At 32.9% G+C, this 14989-nt stretch carries 15 protein-coding genes; 10 read left to right on the forward strand and 5 right to left on the reverse strand.

The annotated features are described in order from the left end of the window. The first annotated feature begins 108 nt into the window (after positions 1–108). On the forward strand, positions 109–495 hold the full coding sequence (locus QMA06_RS12200; RefSeq protein ID WP_290207143.1) for a nucleoside triphosphate pyrophosphohydrolase family protein: 387 nt from the start codon (positions 109–111) through the stop codon (positions 493–495). Positions 496–718: 223 nt separating this feature from the next. Here QMA06_RS12200 and QMA06_RS12205 read toward each other — a convergent pair whose 3' ends face one another. Then, positions 719–1798 (reverse strand): branched-chain amino acid aminotransferase, encoded by a 1080-nt coding sequence (locus QMA06_RS12205; RefSeq protein WP_290207144.1) that lies wholly within the window; start codon positions 1796–1798, stop codon positions 719–721. A 114-nt stretch (positions 1799–1912) separates the two neighbouring features. On the opposite strand from QMA06_RS12205, the gene QMA06_RS12210 reads away from it, so the two are divergent. From QMA06_RS12210 to QMA06_RS12225, 4 genes are all read left to right on the forward strand, one after another. Beyond that, positions 1913–2422 (forward strand): DUF4920 domain-containing protein, encoded by a 510-nt coding sequence (locus QMA06_RS12210; protein ID WP_290207145.1) that lies wholly within the window; start codon positions 1913–1915, stop codon positions 2420–2422. A 100-nt stretch (positions 2423–2522) separates the two neighbouring features. Continuing rightward, on the forward strand, positions 2523–2858 hold the full coding sequence (locus tag QMA06_RS12215) for a hypothetical protein (protein ID WP_290207146.1): 336 nt from the start codon (positions 2523–2525) through the stop codon (positions 2856–2858). Between the two features lies 1 nt (position 2859). After that, positions 2860–3561 carry a tRNA (5-methylaminomethyl-2-thiouridine)(34)-methyltransferase MnmD gene (mnmD, locus tag QMA06_RS12220; protein ID WP_290207147.1) on the forward strand — a complete coding sequence of 234 codons (702 nt, stop codon included), beginning with the start codon at positions 2860–2862 and terminating at the stop codon, positions 3559–3561. 281 nt (positions 3562–3842) lie between these two features. Next, positions 3843–4748 carry a TIGR01777 family oxidoreductase gene (locus QMA06_RS12225; protein WP_290207148.1) on the forward strand — a complete coding sequence of 302 codons (906 nt, stop codon included), beginning with the start codon at positions 3843–3845 and terminating at the stop codon, positions 4746–4748. Between the two features lie 251 nt (positions 4749–4999). Here QMA06_RS12225 and QMA06_RS12230 read toward each other — a convergent pair whose 3' ends face one another. Further along, complete coding sequence (locus tag QMA06_RS12230) at positions 5000–7039, reverse strand: dipeptidyl-peptidase 3 family protein (RefSeq protein WP_290207149.1); 2040 nt, start codon at positions 7037–7039, stop codon at positions 5000–5002. Positions 7040–7131: 92 nt separating this feature from the next. Here QMA06_RS12230 and QMA06_RS12235 point away from each other — a divergent pair, with 92 nt between their 5' ends. Both QMA06_RS12235 and crcB read left to right on the forward strand, forming a co-directional pair. After that, entirely contained in the window at positions 7132–8151 is a 1020-nt protein-coding gene (locus QMA06_RS12235; RefSeq protein WP_290207151.1) for an SRPBCC family protein, read from the forward strand. Between the two features lie 242 nt (positions 8152–8393). Then, positions 8394–8759, forward strand: a complete 366-nt coding sequence (gene crcB / locus QMA06_RS12240) for a fluoride efflux transporter CrcB (RefSeq protein WP_290207152.1) — start codon at positions 8394–8396, stop codon at positions 8757–8759. 204 nt (positions 8760–8963) lie between these two features. Here the strand turns inward: crcB and QMA06_RS12245 are convergent, their stop codons facing one another. Both QMA06_RS12245 and QMA06_RS12250 read right to left on the reverse strand, forming a co-directional pair. Then, positions 8964–9332, reverse strand: a complete 369-nt coding sequence (locus QMA06_RS12245) for a DUF1801 domain-containing protein (RefSeq protein ID WP_290207153.1) — start codon at positions 9330–9332, stop codon at positions 8964–8966. A 4-nt stretch (positions 9333–9336) separates the two neighbouring features. Further along, the gene (locus QMA06_RS12250; RefSeq protein ID WP_290207154.1) at positions 9337–9690 is read right to left on the reverse strand and encodes a hypothetical protein; all 354 of its coding nucleotides are present in this window, start codon (positions 9688–9690) and stop codon (positions 9337–9339) included. A 783-nt stretch (positions 9691–10473) separates the two neighbouring features. Between QMA06_RS12250 and QMA06_RS12260 the strand changes: the two genes are divergently transcribed. The 3 genes from QMA06_RS12260 (at position 10474) to QMA06_RS12270 (ending at position 13642) form a co-directional block, all read left to right on the forward strand. Next, positions 10474–10698, forward strand: coding sequence for a transcriptional regulator (locus QMA06_RS12260; RefSeq protein ID WP_290207155.1), 225 nt, complete (start codon positions 10474–10476; stop codon positions 10696–10698). Between the two features lie 250 nt (positions 10699–10948). Then, entirely contained in the window at positions 10949–11644 is a 696-nt protein-coding gene (locus QMA06_RS12265) for a hypothetical protein (protein WP_290207156.1), read from the forward strand. A 90-nt stretch (positions 11645–11734) separates the two neighbouring features. After that, on the forward strand, positions 11735–13642 hold the full coding sequence (locus QMA06_RS12270; protein WP_290207157.1) for a TlpA disulfide reductase family protein: 1908 nt from the start codon (positions 11735–11737) through the stop codon (positions 13640–13642). 71 nt (positions 13643–13713) lie between these two features. On the opposite strand, the gene QMA06_RS12275 is transcribed toward QMA06_RS12270, so the two are convergent. Continuing rightward, the gene (locus tag QMA06_RS12275; RefSeq protein ID WP_290207158.1) at positions 13714–14916 is read right to left on the reverse strand and encodes an NAD(P)-dependent oxidoreductase; all 1203 of its coding nucleotides are present in this window, start codon (positions 14914–14916) and stop codon (positions 13714–13716) included. Positions 14917–14989 lie beyond the last annotated feature (73 nt).

Consider the following 14989-nt stretch of genomic DNA (forward strand, 5'->3'; position numbering starts at 1 on the left):
AACCGATAATTATTACAAAGGCAATAAAAAATAATATTCCAAAAATCAATTGACCAGTCGTAAACATCTTCTTATTTTTATGCAAAAATAAGGATTTAAAACACAATTATGCAAGACAAAATTAATGCGGTAAAAGCATTTCATACCGCTTTTAAAATCGGACATCGAGAAACACCTAAAGCGGATTTAGGAATAGAAAAAAATATGCTGCGCTACAAACTGATGCGCGAGGAAAATGAAGAATATTTAGAAGCGGCAAATGATAATGATCTAACTGAAGTTGCTGATGCTTTGGGTGATATGCTTTACATACTTTGCGGCACTATTATAGAACATGGTATGCAACATAAAATTGAAGAAGTGTTTGAAGAAATTCAACGTAGTAATATGAGTAAATTAGGTAACGACGGAGAACCTATCTATCGAGAAGATGGCAAAGTTTTAAAGGGTCCTAATTATTTTAAGCCTAGCATAAAAGAGATTTTAGAGCGATAATGGACACTAATTTGAGTGAAAAAGATTCTTAAAGGGATAAGAAAAGTGAGTGAGATGCTTTTCAAAAAATAGGCATAATATTTCATGTTTTATAAAGATGCCTTGTGAAATTGAAAAACAATTATACAATCTAATTAATCAAACACAATCGTAGTTGTGAAGGTAAACCTCATCTCAAAATCTAAAATCTTATTGGAAAAACAATGTATTTCGATCTCAGTTGTTATTTAGGCTTAACCTCATATCTCCACCCATGAACATCCTCCGAAATATTATATTGAATATTCATTAAGGTTTTTTTAAATAATTTGGCATACGAATTATCGGAATCGATATCTGCTATTTCGAACAATTCATCCTTATGTTGAAAAGCAGAAATCTCACTGATCACAGCGGCAGTACCTGCTCCAAAAATTTCTTTGAGACTTCCATCTCTTGCCGCATTTTTAATTTCTTCAACCTTAACTTGTCTAACTTCACATGTTATTCCTAAATCTTCCGCTAATTGAATAATACTTTTTCTCGTAATTCCATCTAAAATTCGATCACTAACAGGAGCCGTAAGCAACGTATCGTTCACTCTAAAAAACACATTCATTGTACCAGCTTCTTCCATAAAACTATGCGTATCGGCATCGGTCCAAATTATTTGCTGAAAGCCTTCTTTTTGAGCTAAACTAGTCGGATAAAATTGTGCTGCATAATTACCCGCTGCTTTTGCTGCACCTACACCACCATTTGCAGAACGACTATATTGCTCGGCCACCAAAACTCGTACAGGTGTATTGTAATAAGACTGTGCCGGAGAGCATAAAATCATGAATCGATATGTATTTGCAGGAGATGCCGAAATTGCTGGTTCTGTGGCAATGACAAACGGACGTATATACAAAGAATTGCCTATACCTGGCATAATCCAATCATTATCTAAATTTAATAATGTTTCTAATCCCTCAAAAAAATAGTTCTCAGGAAATGCTGGTATGGCCATACGTTCCGCGGACTTGTTGATTCTTTCAAAATTTTGCTTTGGCCTAAATAGAAAAACTCTACCTTCATCGGTTTTATAAGCTTTCATACCTTCAAAAACCGCCTGTCCATAATGAAATACACGAGCCGAAGGCTCAATGGTCATCGCTTGATATGGTGTAATTTTAGGAGTTTGCCACTTGCCACTTTTATAGTCACAAACAAACATGTGATCCGTAAACACACGTCCAAAATCTAACTTACTAAAATCGACTTGCTCAATTTTCGATGTCTTGGATTCCTCAACACTGATTTTTTCTTTATAAATTGCCATAATTATTGCGGTTTGGTAACAAAAATACATAATCGATACCGTTAAAAAAAAGTAATATTGGCTTAAATTTCATAAATTTGTAATTCAAAAACAATCAATTCAAAACTAAATGTAATGAGAAAAATCGTACTCTTAATAACTGTTTCAATGGCTATTTTATCTTGTAAAAATGATCCTGAAGCTACGGATGTTCAAAACCAAGCAGAAATTGAAAAACAAGACGTGGCCTACGCTTCTTTTGGTAAAGAAATCAATGATGCGGATGCATTAACTGGTGAACGCATGGTGGAGCATTACAAAAATCTTAAAGTTGGCGATACAATTACTTCTAAAATGAAAGGAGAAATTATCGAAGTTTGCTCTAAAAAGGGCTGTTGGATGACACTAGATGCTGATGGTGAAAATGATATAATGGTAAAATTTAAGGATTATGGTTTTTTTATGCCGTTAAATGCTGAAGGTGATGTTGCCATCAACGGTAAAGCCTATGTTTCTGAAACTTCGGTTGATGAACTTAGACATTATGCAGAGGATGCAGGTAAATCTGAAGAAGAAATTGCTTCTATCACTGAACCGAAATTTCAATATCATTTTGAAGCTGATGGTGTTTTACTTAAACAATAAATTTCTTTTCACTTTTCTTTTTTCTATTTTACTATTATCTAGCTGCAAAAATGAAGAAAAAAAAGTAGAGAATAAGTCAAAAAAAACTGTGGTATATGACATGTACCAACCTTCTGAAATGGCTAATTTTATGAATGCTCTATACGCATTCAATAAACAATTAAAAGCACAAATAATTGCTGGAGAAACACCAACAAGATTACCTTTAGATTTATTAAAATTACATTCGGCGGAAATGACTGAAGGTAAATACAGAAGTCAAAATTGGCGAAGTTTTGTAAATGTTTTTATTACATCTCAAGAAGCCGTTATGGATACCTTGCAGAACAAAGACTTAAAGACGCTATACAATACCGCGATTGGCAATTGTTTAAGCTGTCACAAAACGGAATGCACAGGGCCAATACCTAAAATTAAAAAACTATTGATTCAGTAATTTGAAGCGAAATATTATTACGACATCAGATGGTTCTAAGACCATACAAATAGAAGAATGGAATGAACAGTATCATTCCATTCATGGTGCCCTGCAAGAGGCTAACCACGTTTTTTTAAAGCATGGTTTATCTTATTTTTCTGATTTTGTTATAGCGTCTGGTGAGACCATCTCAGAGTCTCGACCTATTTCTATTTTAGAAATTGGTTTTGGCACAGGTCTAAACGCATTTCTTACCTTAATTGCAGCCGAAAAATTAAAGTTAATTATTGCTTATACTGGGGTTGAAGCCTACCCTGTTAAATTAAAAGAAATAGATCAACTCAATTATGTAGAACTTATTTCAACCAACCATAAAACTAGTTTTGAAAAATTGCATGAGTCACCATGGGAAGAAGGCATAGACATTACATCGAACTTCAAATTAGAAAAACAGCAAAATTTTTTTAAAGATATTACGGCTCAAAATAAATTCGATATCATTTATTTCGATGCCTTCGGGGCTCGCGTCCAACCTGATTTGTGGGATGAAAATATGTTTTTAATTATGTTCAATGCTTTAAAAGTTAATGGGGTTTTGGTAACGTATTCTGCAAAAGGTAGCGTAAGACGTGCCATGCAGGCTGTGGGCTTTACAGTTGAACGACTACCTGGACCTCCCGGCAAACGAGAAATGCTACGAGCGCTTAAATTACGAGCGTAACATTTTAGTCATCGTAATAAGTTCAATGCCGTGCACCGCCGCTGTAGTATAAGCCATTTTGAGAGTAGTTTTATTTTATAAATTCTCGATTATTAAAAAGAAGTGGCTGAAGTCACTGTAAGTATTAAATTGATTCAATAATTATTCTTCCATAAAATGAATCCGAGATTACCAAACAAATCCTCAGTATCAGTTATTTTCATTAACGGCTAAACGTTAAATCGACATTAAACTTCTTTCATTGACCTTGTTCCTTTCGTATCTTTAAGTAAAAAGTATAAATGACCGTTTTAATTACAGGAGCAACAGGATTAATAGGACAGAAGATTGTAGAACAATGTCATAATAAAGGAATTAACGTACATTATTTGACAACGTCGAAATCTAAATTAAAAACAGAACCAAATTACAAAGGTTTTTATTGGAATCCGGATACCAATGATATCGACCATAATTGTTTTAAGAATGTGTCGGCTATTATCAATATGGTTGGGGCTTCAATTTCCGAACGTTGGACGGAGGATTACAAAAAAGTAATTTTAGAAAGTCGAACTAAAACTGCTCAACTCCTGCAAGATACTATTAGAACACATAATTATGAGATTGATCAGGTGGTTTCTGCCAGTGCTATTGGGATTTACCCTACCAGTTTAATCAATTATTATGAGGAGGATAATACTGAGATTTCAGAAACATTTTTAGGTAAAGTGGTACACGAGTGGGAAACTGCTGTAGATCGTTTTAAGGTGTTGGGTTGTAAAGTTGCAAAAATTAGAATTGGATTAGTATTGGCTAATGACGGAGGTGCATTACCCGAAATCGTTAAACCCATAAAATTAGGTGTTGGCGCAGCCTTTGGCAGTGGTAAACAATGGCAAAGCTGGATTCATGTAGATGACTTGGCTTCTTTATTTGTCTATGCCGTTCAACATAATTTTGAAGGGATTTACAACGGCGTTGCACCGAACCCTGTAAGTAATAATGAATTGACAAAAGCTGCCGCTAATATTCTAAACCGTCCGTTGATTTTACCAAATATTCCAAAATTCGTTATGAAATTGATTCTGGGCGATATGCATATTTTGTTGTATGAAAGCCAACGCGTTAGTTCTCAAAAAATAGAAACGGAAGGTTTTAATTTTGAATTCGTGAATTTGAAACCTGCCTTAGAAAACTTGCTAGAATAATGTTTCTTATGCTCCACCAGCGTATTTAGCTCATAAATACCTTATTTTCAATAGATAAACTACAAATAATTATCTCCCTTTTAAACTTTTACATCTTACTCTTTAGGCACAATCTAGAGGATTCCAATGATGTTAAATGTTAAGTTTGTTAAAACGTTGTGTTTATAGTGCGTTTATAAAATCATTAATGCTATTTCACAAAAAAAGCACCTACATTACTGCAGGTGCTTTTTAATTATATTACGATCAGCTTATAAATTCTCGTCTGAAAGGTGATTATAGTTCTTACTATATCTTAACATTTGATCTGCAAATGCATCTGGTTGCGTAACTTTTATCGCGGTTATTTCCCCAGCATCATTAGTTTCTTTTACCAGCACAGGATTTACAAAACCACTATAAGGAGGTGAAGGGAACTGCTCATTACGTTTTAAAATTTCAGAATGAATTTCTTGATCTACTTTCACCCCATAATCTTCTACCAAAGCCTCAACAGCTGCATAATCTCCTTCAGATTTAATACGTTGTGTTTCTCTTAGTAATTGTCCGAAAAGCTCATGTAGTTTATCGTAATCATTAATATTAAAATAGGTCTTCCCATCTCTAGTCACTTTTTCAATAACGTTATCTGCTTTTCCTTGTTCATATACCCAAGCCGACACCCATTGTCTATTTCTCATATGAGCTTCTTCAACATCATTGCCTAAATCTAAACGAATTAATTGCGTCATTAAACCATTTCTAATGTATCCGTCATAAGCTGCCTTTCCAACTTTTTTCCAATCCTCTACCAAACCTAATTCCTGTAATTTAGAATCATACAGATAATATAAACCGACTAAATCTGCACGTCCTTCTTCTAATGTAGAAGCATAGGTTTTAAGTGTTTCTTTTGTTTCACCAACACCAGGATTTAGTTGTCCGGAAGCATGACCAATTACTTCGTGTAATGCCGTGTGTAATTTATCTGCTAATTGTCCATATTCTTCTTCTAATTTAATCTCTTCTTCATCGTGCGCAAATTCTTTTAATCGTCCAGAACCACCGGCATTATTGTAAGCATTGATTATATTCCCTAAGGATACGGATTTACTACCAACGGCCGCTCTAATCCAATTTGCGTTTGGTAAATTAACACCAATTGGAGTACTTGGTGATGCATCACCAGCTTCCCCTGCAACGTTAACCACTTTATAAGTTACGCCAACAACATTTTCTTTTTTATGCTCTTTTAATAATGGTGAATTATCCTCAAACCACTGCGCATTATCAGAAAGTACAGCCATTTTTTTAGACATATCAAAATCATTAATCTGTACTATAGTTTCATAAGACCCTCGGTAACCTAGTGGATCATTGTAGACTTCAATAAAGCCGTTAATATAATCAATATTACCTTTTGTCGCCGCTGTCCAAGCCACATTATAATCGTCCCAAATCTGCAAGTCACCTGTTTTATAATAGTCTATAAGTAGGCCCAATGCAGCAGCTTGATCTTCATTTTCTGCCACGTCTTTAGCTTTAGCTAACCATTCTATAATTTTTTCTATTGCAGAACCGTATAAGCCATTTACATAATATACACGCTCTTTCAGTTCTCCGTTTTCTTTAACCAATTTTGAATTTAATCCATATGACAACGGTTTTTTAGAGTTCGGAGATTTTTTCTTCTTGTAAAAGCTAATAACATCGTCTGTAGTAACATCTGGTCCATAAAAATTAACTGCGGAAGCTAACACGTTATCGACACCTTTAGCTTGATTTACTTTTTTAGAATCCTTGTCATTAAAGATGATTTCAAAGGCTTCATCTGCCAATTCAGTTTTTGTGGCAGATAATAAATTATACAATTCATCTTTGGTAAATTCAGGCTTTATTTTGTCGTTAGAATAATGATGATGAATTCCATTACTAAACCATATACGTTTTAAATAGGTTTCAAAATTTTTCCAAGATTTAGCTGATTTGTCACCGTTATATGTCGTATATATATTTTCTAAAGCTCTCCTAATTTTAAGGTTGTGTCTGTAGTTCTGATCCCACATAATATCACGACCGGCCAAACCAGCTTCTGTTAAATAATACACTAATTTTTGTTCGTTTAAACTTAAATTTTCCCACCCTGGTATTTGATAACGCAGAATTTTGATGTCCGCAAACTCTTCTACGTTATAACTGAATTCTGTTTCAACAGCTTGTGCGGTTTCAGTCGGTTCTTCTTTTACTTCATTTTTACATGCCACAATTAGTAAGGCAAGTAGACAAGTTTTTAATATTGATTTCAAATTCATTTTATTAGTTTTAGTTGTACACAAATGTAATATATATATCACATATCATAAAATGACTATCTTTGATATTGAATAACATTTAATCCCTAAAAATGAAAATTATAAAATACGTCTTATTACTACTACTTATCCTTGTAATAGGGTTTTCAATTTATATTGCAGTGCAACCAAATTCGTTTCAAGTTACACGATCTAAAACCATAAATGCACCGCAACAAGTAATATATAATAATGTTATTGACTTTAAAAATTGGGAGGACTGGAATTCTTGGATTAAAGAAAAACCGGAAATGATAGTGACATTAGCAGAACAAACTAAAGGTATTGGCGGGTCATACTCTTGGAAAGATGATGATGGTGTAGGTACTATTAAAACCATTGATACCAAACCGAACGCTTCTATTACACAAGAAATGCAGTTTGGCACTTACCCAAAATCTGATGTTAATTGGCAGTTTAAATCAAATGAGGATGGAACCACCGATGTAACTTGGACAATTTCTGGCAAGGATTTACCCTTCGATTTTAAAATGATTTCGGCCTTTATGGGTGGTATGGAAAAACAAATTGGACCTCATTTTGAAAATGGATTGTCTATGCTAGACAGTGTGATACAAAATGACATGAAGAAATATAGTATTAAACATGAAGGCATTACCCAACATAGTGGTGGCTATTACCTTTACAATACAACATCTAGTAAGTTTAGTGATTTTGAAAAAAATATGACTACAATGCTCCCTAAAGTAGGAGCTTATGCTATGACTCACAATGTAACCATGGCAGGACCTCCGTTTATTTTATATCACAAATGGGATGAAGAAAATAATGCGGTTATATTTTCTTGTTGTGTACCCACCAACTCAAAAATTATTTCTAATGACGAAAATATATTAACTGGTAAACTTGAATCATTTAAAGCCGTAAAATCTGTTTTAAAAGGAGATTATTCTAATTTGAAGGAAGCCTGGGAAACAACGATGAATTATATTGCTGATCATAATTTAGTAATGGTTGAAGGTGGAGCAAGGCTCGAAACGTATTTAACGGACCCTATGAACGAACCAAATCCTGCAAATTGGGTTACTGAGATTTATGTAGAGATTGAATAAGTTTTTAATTCATAATATTTTTAAAATGAAGTTTACATAAACGTGTGACGGGTAATGGTTGATCATTGTTTCTTTATAAGAATATAAAGAAATTTAACCAAAGATGCTCACAGATTCGTTATAAGATTATAACTATTACTTCAAAAAAATCAACAATTTAATTTTTACGATTAAAAACGTATGATTATACTCATCGTACTAAGTAATAACAACTATCTAATACTAACTAATAAACAATAACGTTGAAACAATTATTACTTGTATTTTTAGGCGGGGGGTTCGGGAGTGTACTTCGTTTTATCATCGGAAAATGGCTCAACAATTCTGAAACAGGCATTCCTTATGGCACATTTGCTGCAAATATTATCGGCAGCTTATTAATCGGGGTTATATTGGGCTTGGCAGCTAAAAACGAAACTTTATCTCAAAGTCAAACCTTACTTTTAGCAACTGGGTTTTGTGGTGGGTTTACCACATTTTCTACCTTCGCTTATGAAAACCATGTGTTTTTGAAATCGGGTGATTTTATGAGTTTTGCCGTCTATACCGTAGCTAGTTTTGTGATTGGATTTTTGGCTGTTTTTTTAGGAATGTTTTTGGTAAAATAAATTCAAAAGAATTAAATGTCAATTTGCAATAGGCGGAATACAATAATTCCAAGAAGTGATACAAAATAGAATTATCTTTATCTAATAACTCGCGATTCCATAAACTATCGGACTTGGTTAACCCTTATAATAAACCAATTAACTTCTTAAAGGGTAATTCACTTTAGTACCAAAATCGCTGCACCCTTCTGAAAAACCTAAAAACTATTCTTTTTTATAAAACCCTTTTTCTTCTAATCCCTCTACTTCTTTTAGTATTGAAATAAAAATAGAATCATTAATATCATCGACGAATTCATAACGTAGTGATTTTACTACTTTACGTTTTTCGGAAACTAAATATATATCCCATTTTTTAGATAAATGTGCAGAGTGCCAAAAACCAACATCAACGTAATTTTTGCTCTGATTAATATAACACAAAGGCCGTTTGTTTATATAATAACATGGCATGCGCCATTTGTATAATAAATCTGCCTCTGGCAAAGTGTGCTCAATTAACATTTGCAGATGCAAGTAAATAGACTTGTAAGGTTCTGGTTGTTTTAGGATATGTGCTTCAGCTGGATTCAAAAATTTAAAATAATCCCATTATACCAATTACAATAAGACCGATACCAATTATAGCTTTAAAGGGCATCAATTTGTCGGATAACTTTCTAAGGCTAGTTTCTATAGAAGGTACTTTTCCGAATACATGAGTTAAAAGTAAAATACCACCTAAAATACTTACAATATTAAATAAGAGACCATCCCAAAATTCTAATATGGCTAAAATAATAAGAGCAAGACCTATAATGGTATCAAACGGTGCCAAAAAGCCAGCAATATTATTAAAAAAGTTACGTTCACCATCCCATTTATCTAAGGTTGTTAATCCTAATAAAATGCCACCAGAAATATTCGCTACAGCTAAAAGTAATTCAGTCATATTTGTTTAGTCTTTTATAATTGAATTATAAATTTAATCAAATCGCTAAAATATATTTGTTCAAATCGAATATTTTATTTCACTTTATATTTCAAAGTACTTTAATATGAGTCAACAAGATTATTAAAATGGTATTAATGAGAATAAAATCTTATGAATAAATCATCTCGATTTACTTCTTTAAGCGGATTATCTGGAATTCTCGCAGGTGTATACGCAATTATTGGTGCATAGACTGGGATTTTACTCACCACAAGAAAAGCAAATGAGACAGGTGAGAAAATCTGGGACAACTCATCAGGTCGCTTATTATTAAATTTTCTAACTCCTTTTATCACTGGAGGTTTTTATATACTTATTATTTTAAGTCAAGGAAAATATGGACAGACGGGTAGTTTAATGCTAATTTTCCATGGTTTAGCTTTAATTAGTGCATCTAAATATAATATTGGAGACATTAAATATTTATGGTTTATTCAAATTATATTAGGTTTGATTGCTAGTTATTACCTCGGTTCTGGATTTTGGCTTTGGGCTCTTGGCTTTAGAATTATGCATATTATTTATGGTACATGGATACTTTTTAAATATGACAGGTAATGAATTTTAAATGAGCATAAGAGTTGTAGTATACAGCATTGGCGCAGAGCAACTATCGCATCCCAAATACCAAAACCAGCGCATTGAACTAATTAGTAAATACGGAATACTGAAATTTGAGTATAATAACGAACAAATAAACGCTTCGATCAAAGAATACGACTTGGCATCGTGTCTGTTCCTATGGCAAATGTATATGCCGATTTTAAAATTCTTAAAGAATTATTGGGCTCCACGGACGGAAATTTAGCAAGTCATACTAAAGCGCTGGAAAAAGCAAATTACATTTCTGTAGAAAAACAGTTTATTGGTCGAAAACCATACACGCGATATAGTGCCACTAAACTTGGCAAAGCAGAATTTAAAAAGCGTATTGAAGCTCTTGAAAAATTAATCAATAAAACGTAATAGAAATTTGCTTCAATTTTTTGAAGTATATTATTGAAAAATAAACTCTTTTTTTTTAATCATTTAATCATTTTTTTTTATTTCTAATCTAGAATCTATTTTTGTCCATTATTTTTAGATATACTGAACATTATTTTAGCACCATTTCAATATTATGATGCCTCGTTATTTATTTTAGTTTTCGGTATATTCCTAATAGTAGGTTATTAGATGATTAAAAATTTAAATCAATTATAAAAAAATTAGAATTATGAAATCAACATTTTTTATGCTATTATTAGCATTATCCATGACGGCCTGCAATGAAAGCACGAGAAAAATTGGACTTGACGGTAGCGCCGAAAAACAAGTGCAAAGAGACAGTTCAAAAGTTGCCATTGCCGATCTGCCCATTTTAATAGACAGTACGGATTATCTCATCCATCCTATTGGATATATAACTGACAATTCAAAATATTCAAGTTATAGTAAAAAAAGCCATCAAAAAACATATAATATCTCTCGCTATCATAATTTCAATATTACTGGTGAATTCAGTAATCTTAAATTCCAACAGCTTAATTCAGAAAAAATCACAGCTTTAACCGATAAAATTGTAGAAATTACATCTATCCGATTTTTAGAAAATATAAGAATACAAACTGGACGGCAGTATTTGGTTTATACAATAAGAGATTTAGATACGAACAACGATGCAAAAATTAATTCAAAAGATTTTGAATCTTTATATATCAGTAATATTAATGGTGAAAATCTCAAAAAAATATCACCAGAATTGACTCAATTAGTCGATTGGAAAATTATTCCGCAACTGAACCGATTATATTTTAAAAGTATTGCAGACACTAACATGGATGGCGAGTTTGATAAAAAGGATAATCTCAATTATCATTTTGTAGATCTAGACGATAATGTAATGAATGTTGTTTCTTACCAACCCATTTAAGTGCATTTTACTTATAACGAGGTACAACCAACTTTTACGTCTCAATTTTTGGTATATTTATAATTCAAACACTTATCTAAAAAACTAAATATGAAAAAAATCGCTATTTACACCATCCTGAGTTTTTCACTTTTTTGGGCATGTAAAAACGAGGGCAAAGTAGATAAAACTACCTCTAAAACTATTGGATTGCTATCTATTTCTAAAGCGAAACCTCAGCCTGGTGAAACTATAGAAATCACTTATAAGAACGACAATGTTACCGAAGCGTTTTATCAATATTTGGTAAATACTAAAAATTATCCTGCCGATATAGATTTAGAATCCAATGGGAGAGAACATACAGGATCCATAAAAATTCCTGATTCAGCACAAGCCATAGCTTTTGTCTTTAAAACTGGTGATGATTATGAGGCCAATAATGAAAAAGGCTATATTATACCATTGTATAATACTGATGGAGCACAAATTTCTGGCAGTAACGCGGCAGCTGCACTATATTCAGTTAGAAATGGGAATTATGAAGGCATCAAAGCAGATAAAAATGAGGTCGCCGACATTTTAAAAGCTGATTTAAACAATGATCCTAATCTAAAAAAAGATTGGGAAAAAATATACTTGCAACTGGCGTATGAAAATAATAAAGTAGAAGGCAAAAAGCTTATTGATTCTTACTTAGAGGACATCAACATGAAAACAGATAAATTTGAAAAAGATTATGTGAATATGATAGAGTTCTACAGTACCATTGGTCAAAAATCAAAGTCAGATTCTATTAAAACCATGGTTATTGAAAAATTTCCGAAAGGAAAAACAGCCAGTTATGAGTCCGTTTTAGCATTTTATGATGAGAGTGACATAGATAAGCAAGAAGCGCATTTTGAAAAATATCTCGAAGCTAATTCTAAAATGAGCAATTGGGTAAGTAACATGGCTACCAATCTTGCTACCTACCATTTTGATAATGGGAACATGGAAAATTTTGAAAAATATGCATCTCATATAGATAATAAAACAAATAGAGCTTCCATGCTAAATAATTTAGCTTGGTCAATGGCAGAAAAAGGCGAAAGTTTAGATAAAGCCGAAAAATTATCCAAAACTTCACTCGATTTAATTACAGACTTACAAAAAGAACCAACCGACAAACCAGAATATTTCACACAAAAACAATACGAGAAAAATCTGAGATCCTCTTATAAAATGTATGCAGACACATATGCTTTCATACTTTTTAAACAAGGAAATATAAAAGAGGCCATTACTTATCAAGAAAAAGCACACGATCCTGAGTCTAGCGATGCTGAAGCTAATGCCAGATACATTAGTTATTTAATGGCAGATGACCAATACGAATCCGTTATTGATAAAGCTGAAAAAATTTTAAAATTAGGCAATGGTAATGACGATATAAAATCTGCATTTAAAACAGCCTATCTAAAAATGAATCCAAATTCTAACGATGTGGAAATGAAATTAGAGGATTTGAAAAAAGAAGGCTATAACAAAAGCGTAGAAGAAATTAAGGCGAAATTAATCGATGAAGAAGCCCCACAGTTCACTTTAAAAAATACGGAAGGCCAGGATATTACCTTGGCCGATCTTAAAGGCAAAGTTGTAATATTAGATTTTTGGGCTACTTGGTGTGGCCCTTGTAAAGCCTCTTTTCCAGGCATGCAAAAAGTGGTGACTAAATATAAGGATGATGAAAACGTAGAATTACTGTTTGTCGATACTTTTGAAAGTGGTGAAAACAGAGAACAACTGGTTGAAGATTTTATCGCTAAAAACAACTACGATTTCCATGTCGTTTATGACAATGAGATTAAAGATTCTAGAGATTTCGAAGTGGCAAAAAAATACGAAGTTGACGGTATCCCAACAAAAGTTATTATTGGCCCGAATGGTAAAATAAATTTTAAATCCGTAGGGTATAGTGGCTCAATTGATAAGCTGATTTCCGAAATGGATATTATGATTGATATATTGAAATCATAATTCCTAGAAGTTTAAAACCAAAAAGCCCAAGCTAAAAATTAACTTGGGCTTTCTTTATTTTATTCATATTTCTATTTTCCATCTACATAATCCTGCAAATAACTGAAACGCTTAGTCAATTTACCATGTTCAGTGATTTTGGCACGCTTTAAAACCTCATTTTCATCGTTGTTGAAAAATGCGGGCAAAACGTGTTCTAAAAATGTCTCGCCGAAACCTTCACTTGCATCTTTAGGCAATTCGCAGGGTAAATTATCCACTGCCATAACTGTTATTGCATTTTCCGCATCAAACGCGACTTCTTTTTCTGTTCTCGGATTATAGCCATAAAAAGGCTCTTCAATAGTCGAAGGCCTAATGGTACTTGCCACAGGGCCATCAATATCACAGGAAATATCAGCCACTAAATTAATTCGAAATTCAGGATGTTTGGCGTTTTCCCTAGTAAATAAGTAAGGTGCATTATTGCCATAAAAATGACCAGCTATAAAGTAATCGGTTTCTTTAGCATAAGGCATAAAATTACTTTCGTAACCCGACGGATCTTTATAAAATTTATGCTTATCCCCTACTTTACCATCTTTTCGTTTGGCATATTCCATTACATCTGCCATAACATAAACTGGTTCTGTAAACTGACTCGTTAAATACAAAGCATCGCTAATTTGTTTAATTTCTAAGTGATCTAAAATTTCCTTTGCTCCATAAGCTACTTTTCCTGTTCCTGATAAAAGAATTTTTAAATTCGGTATTGTAATTTTATTCAATTCAGCCTTAACTTGGTTGAGATCTGTTAAAGTCTCAACTTTTGGTAAATTAAATAAACCGTCTCTTAAACCTAAAGCTCTAAACCCATTATATGCGCCAACTAAGCCAGCATACCGACCAAATCCTATAAGACGAGCACCACTTTTTCTTACGATAGTTTCATGGTCGAACATTTCTATATTTTTCTCAAGCATAGCTATAAGAAGTTTCCTATTGTAGGGTTGCTTTTTTATAGTATGCGAAAAATAAAAGTATTTTTTATTTGGGATTAAGTTATTAATTGGCACTTCTTTTACACCGATCATAACATCGGCCTCAGAGACATCATCTAAAACCTCAAAGCCCATAGTTTTATAAGCCTCATCTGGGAATATTCTAATTTCAGAAGATTCTACAATAAATCGCGCATTTGGAAAAGCTAATTGGGCTTCGGCTAAGTGTTCTGGTGAAAATACCACACGTCTGTCTGGTGGATTTTTTCGTTCTTTAATGATGGCGAATGTCATGAAAATTGATTTTCATTCCCACTACAGTGAGAAACTAAGTTATGCTCAAAAATAAGCCGAATTAAATACCTTT

It is taken from the genome of Winogradskyella bathintestinalis (assembly GCF_030407435.1).
Classification (GTDB): domain Bacteria; phylum Bacteroidota; class Bacteroidia; order Flavobacteriales; family Flavobacteriaceae; genus Winogradskyella; species Winogradskyella bathintestinalis.

What these genes read in the sequence shown, in the direction of transcription:
- QMA06_RS12200 (WP_290207143.1), top strand. Translation starts at nt 109, where the DNA reads ATGCAAGACAAAATTAATGCGGTAAAAGCATTTCATACCGCTTTTAAA.
- QMA06_RS12205 (WP_290207144.1), bottom strand. Translation starts at nt 1,798, where the DNA reads ATGGCAATTTATAAAGAAAAAATCAGTGTTGAGGAATCCAAGACATCG.
- QMA06_RS12210 (WP_290207145.1), top strand. Translation starts at nt 1,913, where the DNA reads ATGAGAAAAATCGTACTCTTAATAACTGTTTCAATGGCTATTTTATCT.
- QMA06_RS12215 (WP_290207146.1), top strand. Translation starts at nt 2,523, where the DNA reads ATGTACCAACCTTCTGAAATGGCTAATTTTATGAATGCTCTATACGCA.
- QMA06_RS12225 (WP_290207148.1), top strand. Translation starts at nt 3,843, where the DNA reads ATGACCGTTTTAATTACAGGAGCAACAGGATTAATAGGACAGAAGATT.
- QMA06_RS12230 (WP_290207149.1), bottom strand. Translation starts at nt 7,039, where the DNA reads ATGAATTTGAAATCAATATTAAAAACTTGTCTACTTGCCTTACTAATT.
- QMA06_RS12235 (WP_290207151.1), top strand. Translation starts at nt 7,132, where the DNA reads ATGAAAATTATAAAATACGTCTTATTACTACTACTTATCCTTGTAATA.
- QMA06_RS12250 (WP_290207154.1), bottom strand. Translation starts at nt 9,690, where the DNA reads ATGACTGAATTACTTTTAGCTGTAGCGAATATTTCTGGTGGCATTTTA.
- QMA06_RS12260 (WP_290207155.1), top strand. Translation starts at nt 10,474, where the DNA reads ATGGCAAATGTATATGCCGATTTTAAAATTCTTAAAGAATTATTGGGC.
- QMA06_RS12265 (WP_290207156.1), top strand. Translation starts at nt 10,949, where the DNA reads ATGAAATCAACATTTTTTATGCTATTATTAGCATTATCCATGACGGCC.
- QMA06_RS12270 (WP_290207157.1), top strand. Translation starts at nt 11,735, where the DNA reads ATGAAAAAAATCGCTATTTACACCATCCTGAGTTTTTCACTTTTTTGG.
- QMA06_RS12275 (WP_290207158.1), bottom strand. Translation starts at nt 14,916, where the DNA reads ATGACATTCGCCATCATTAAAGAACGAAAAAATCCACCAGACAGACGT.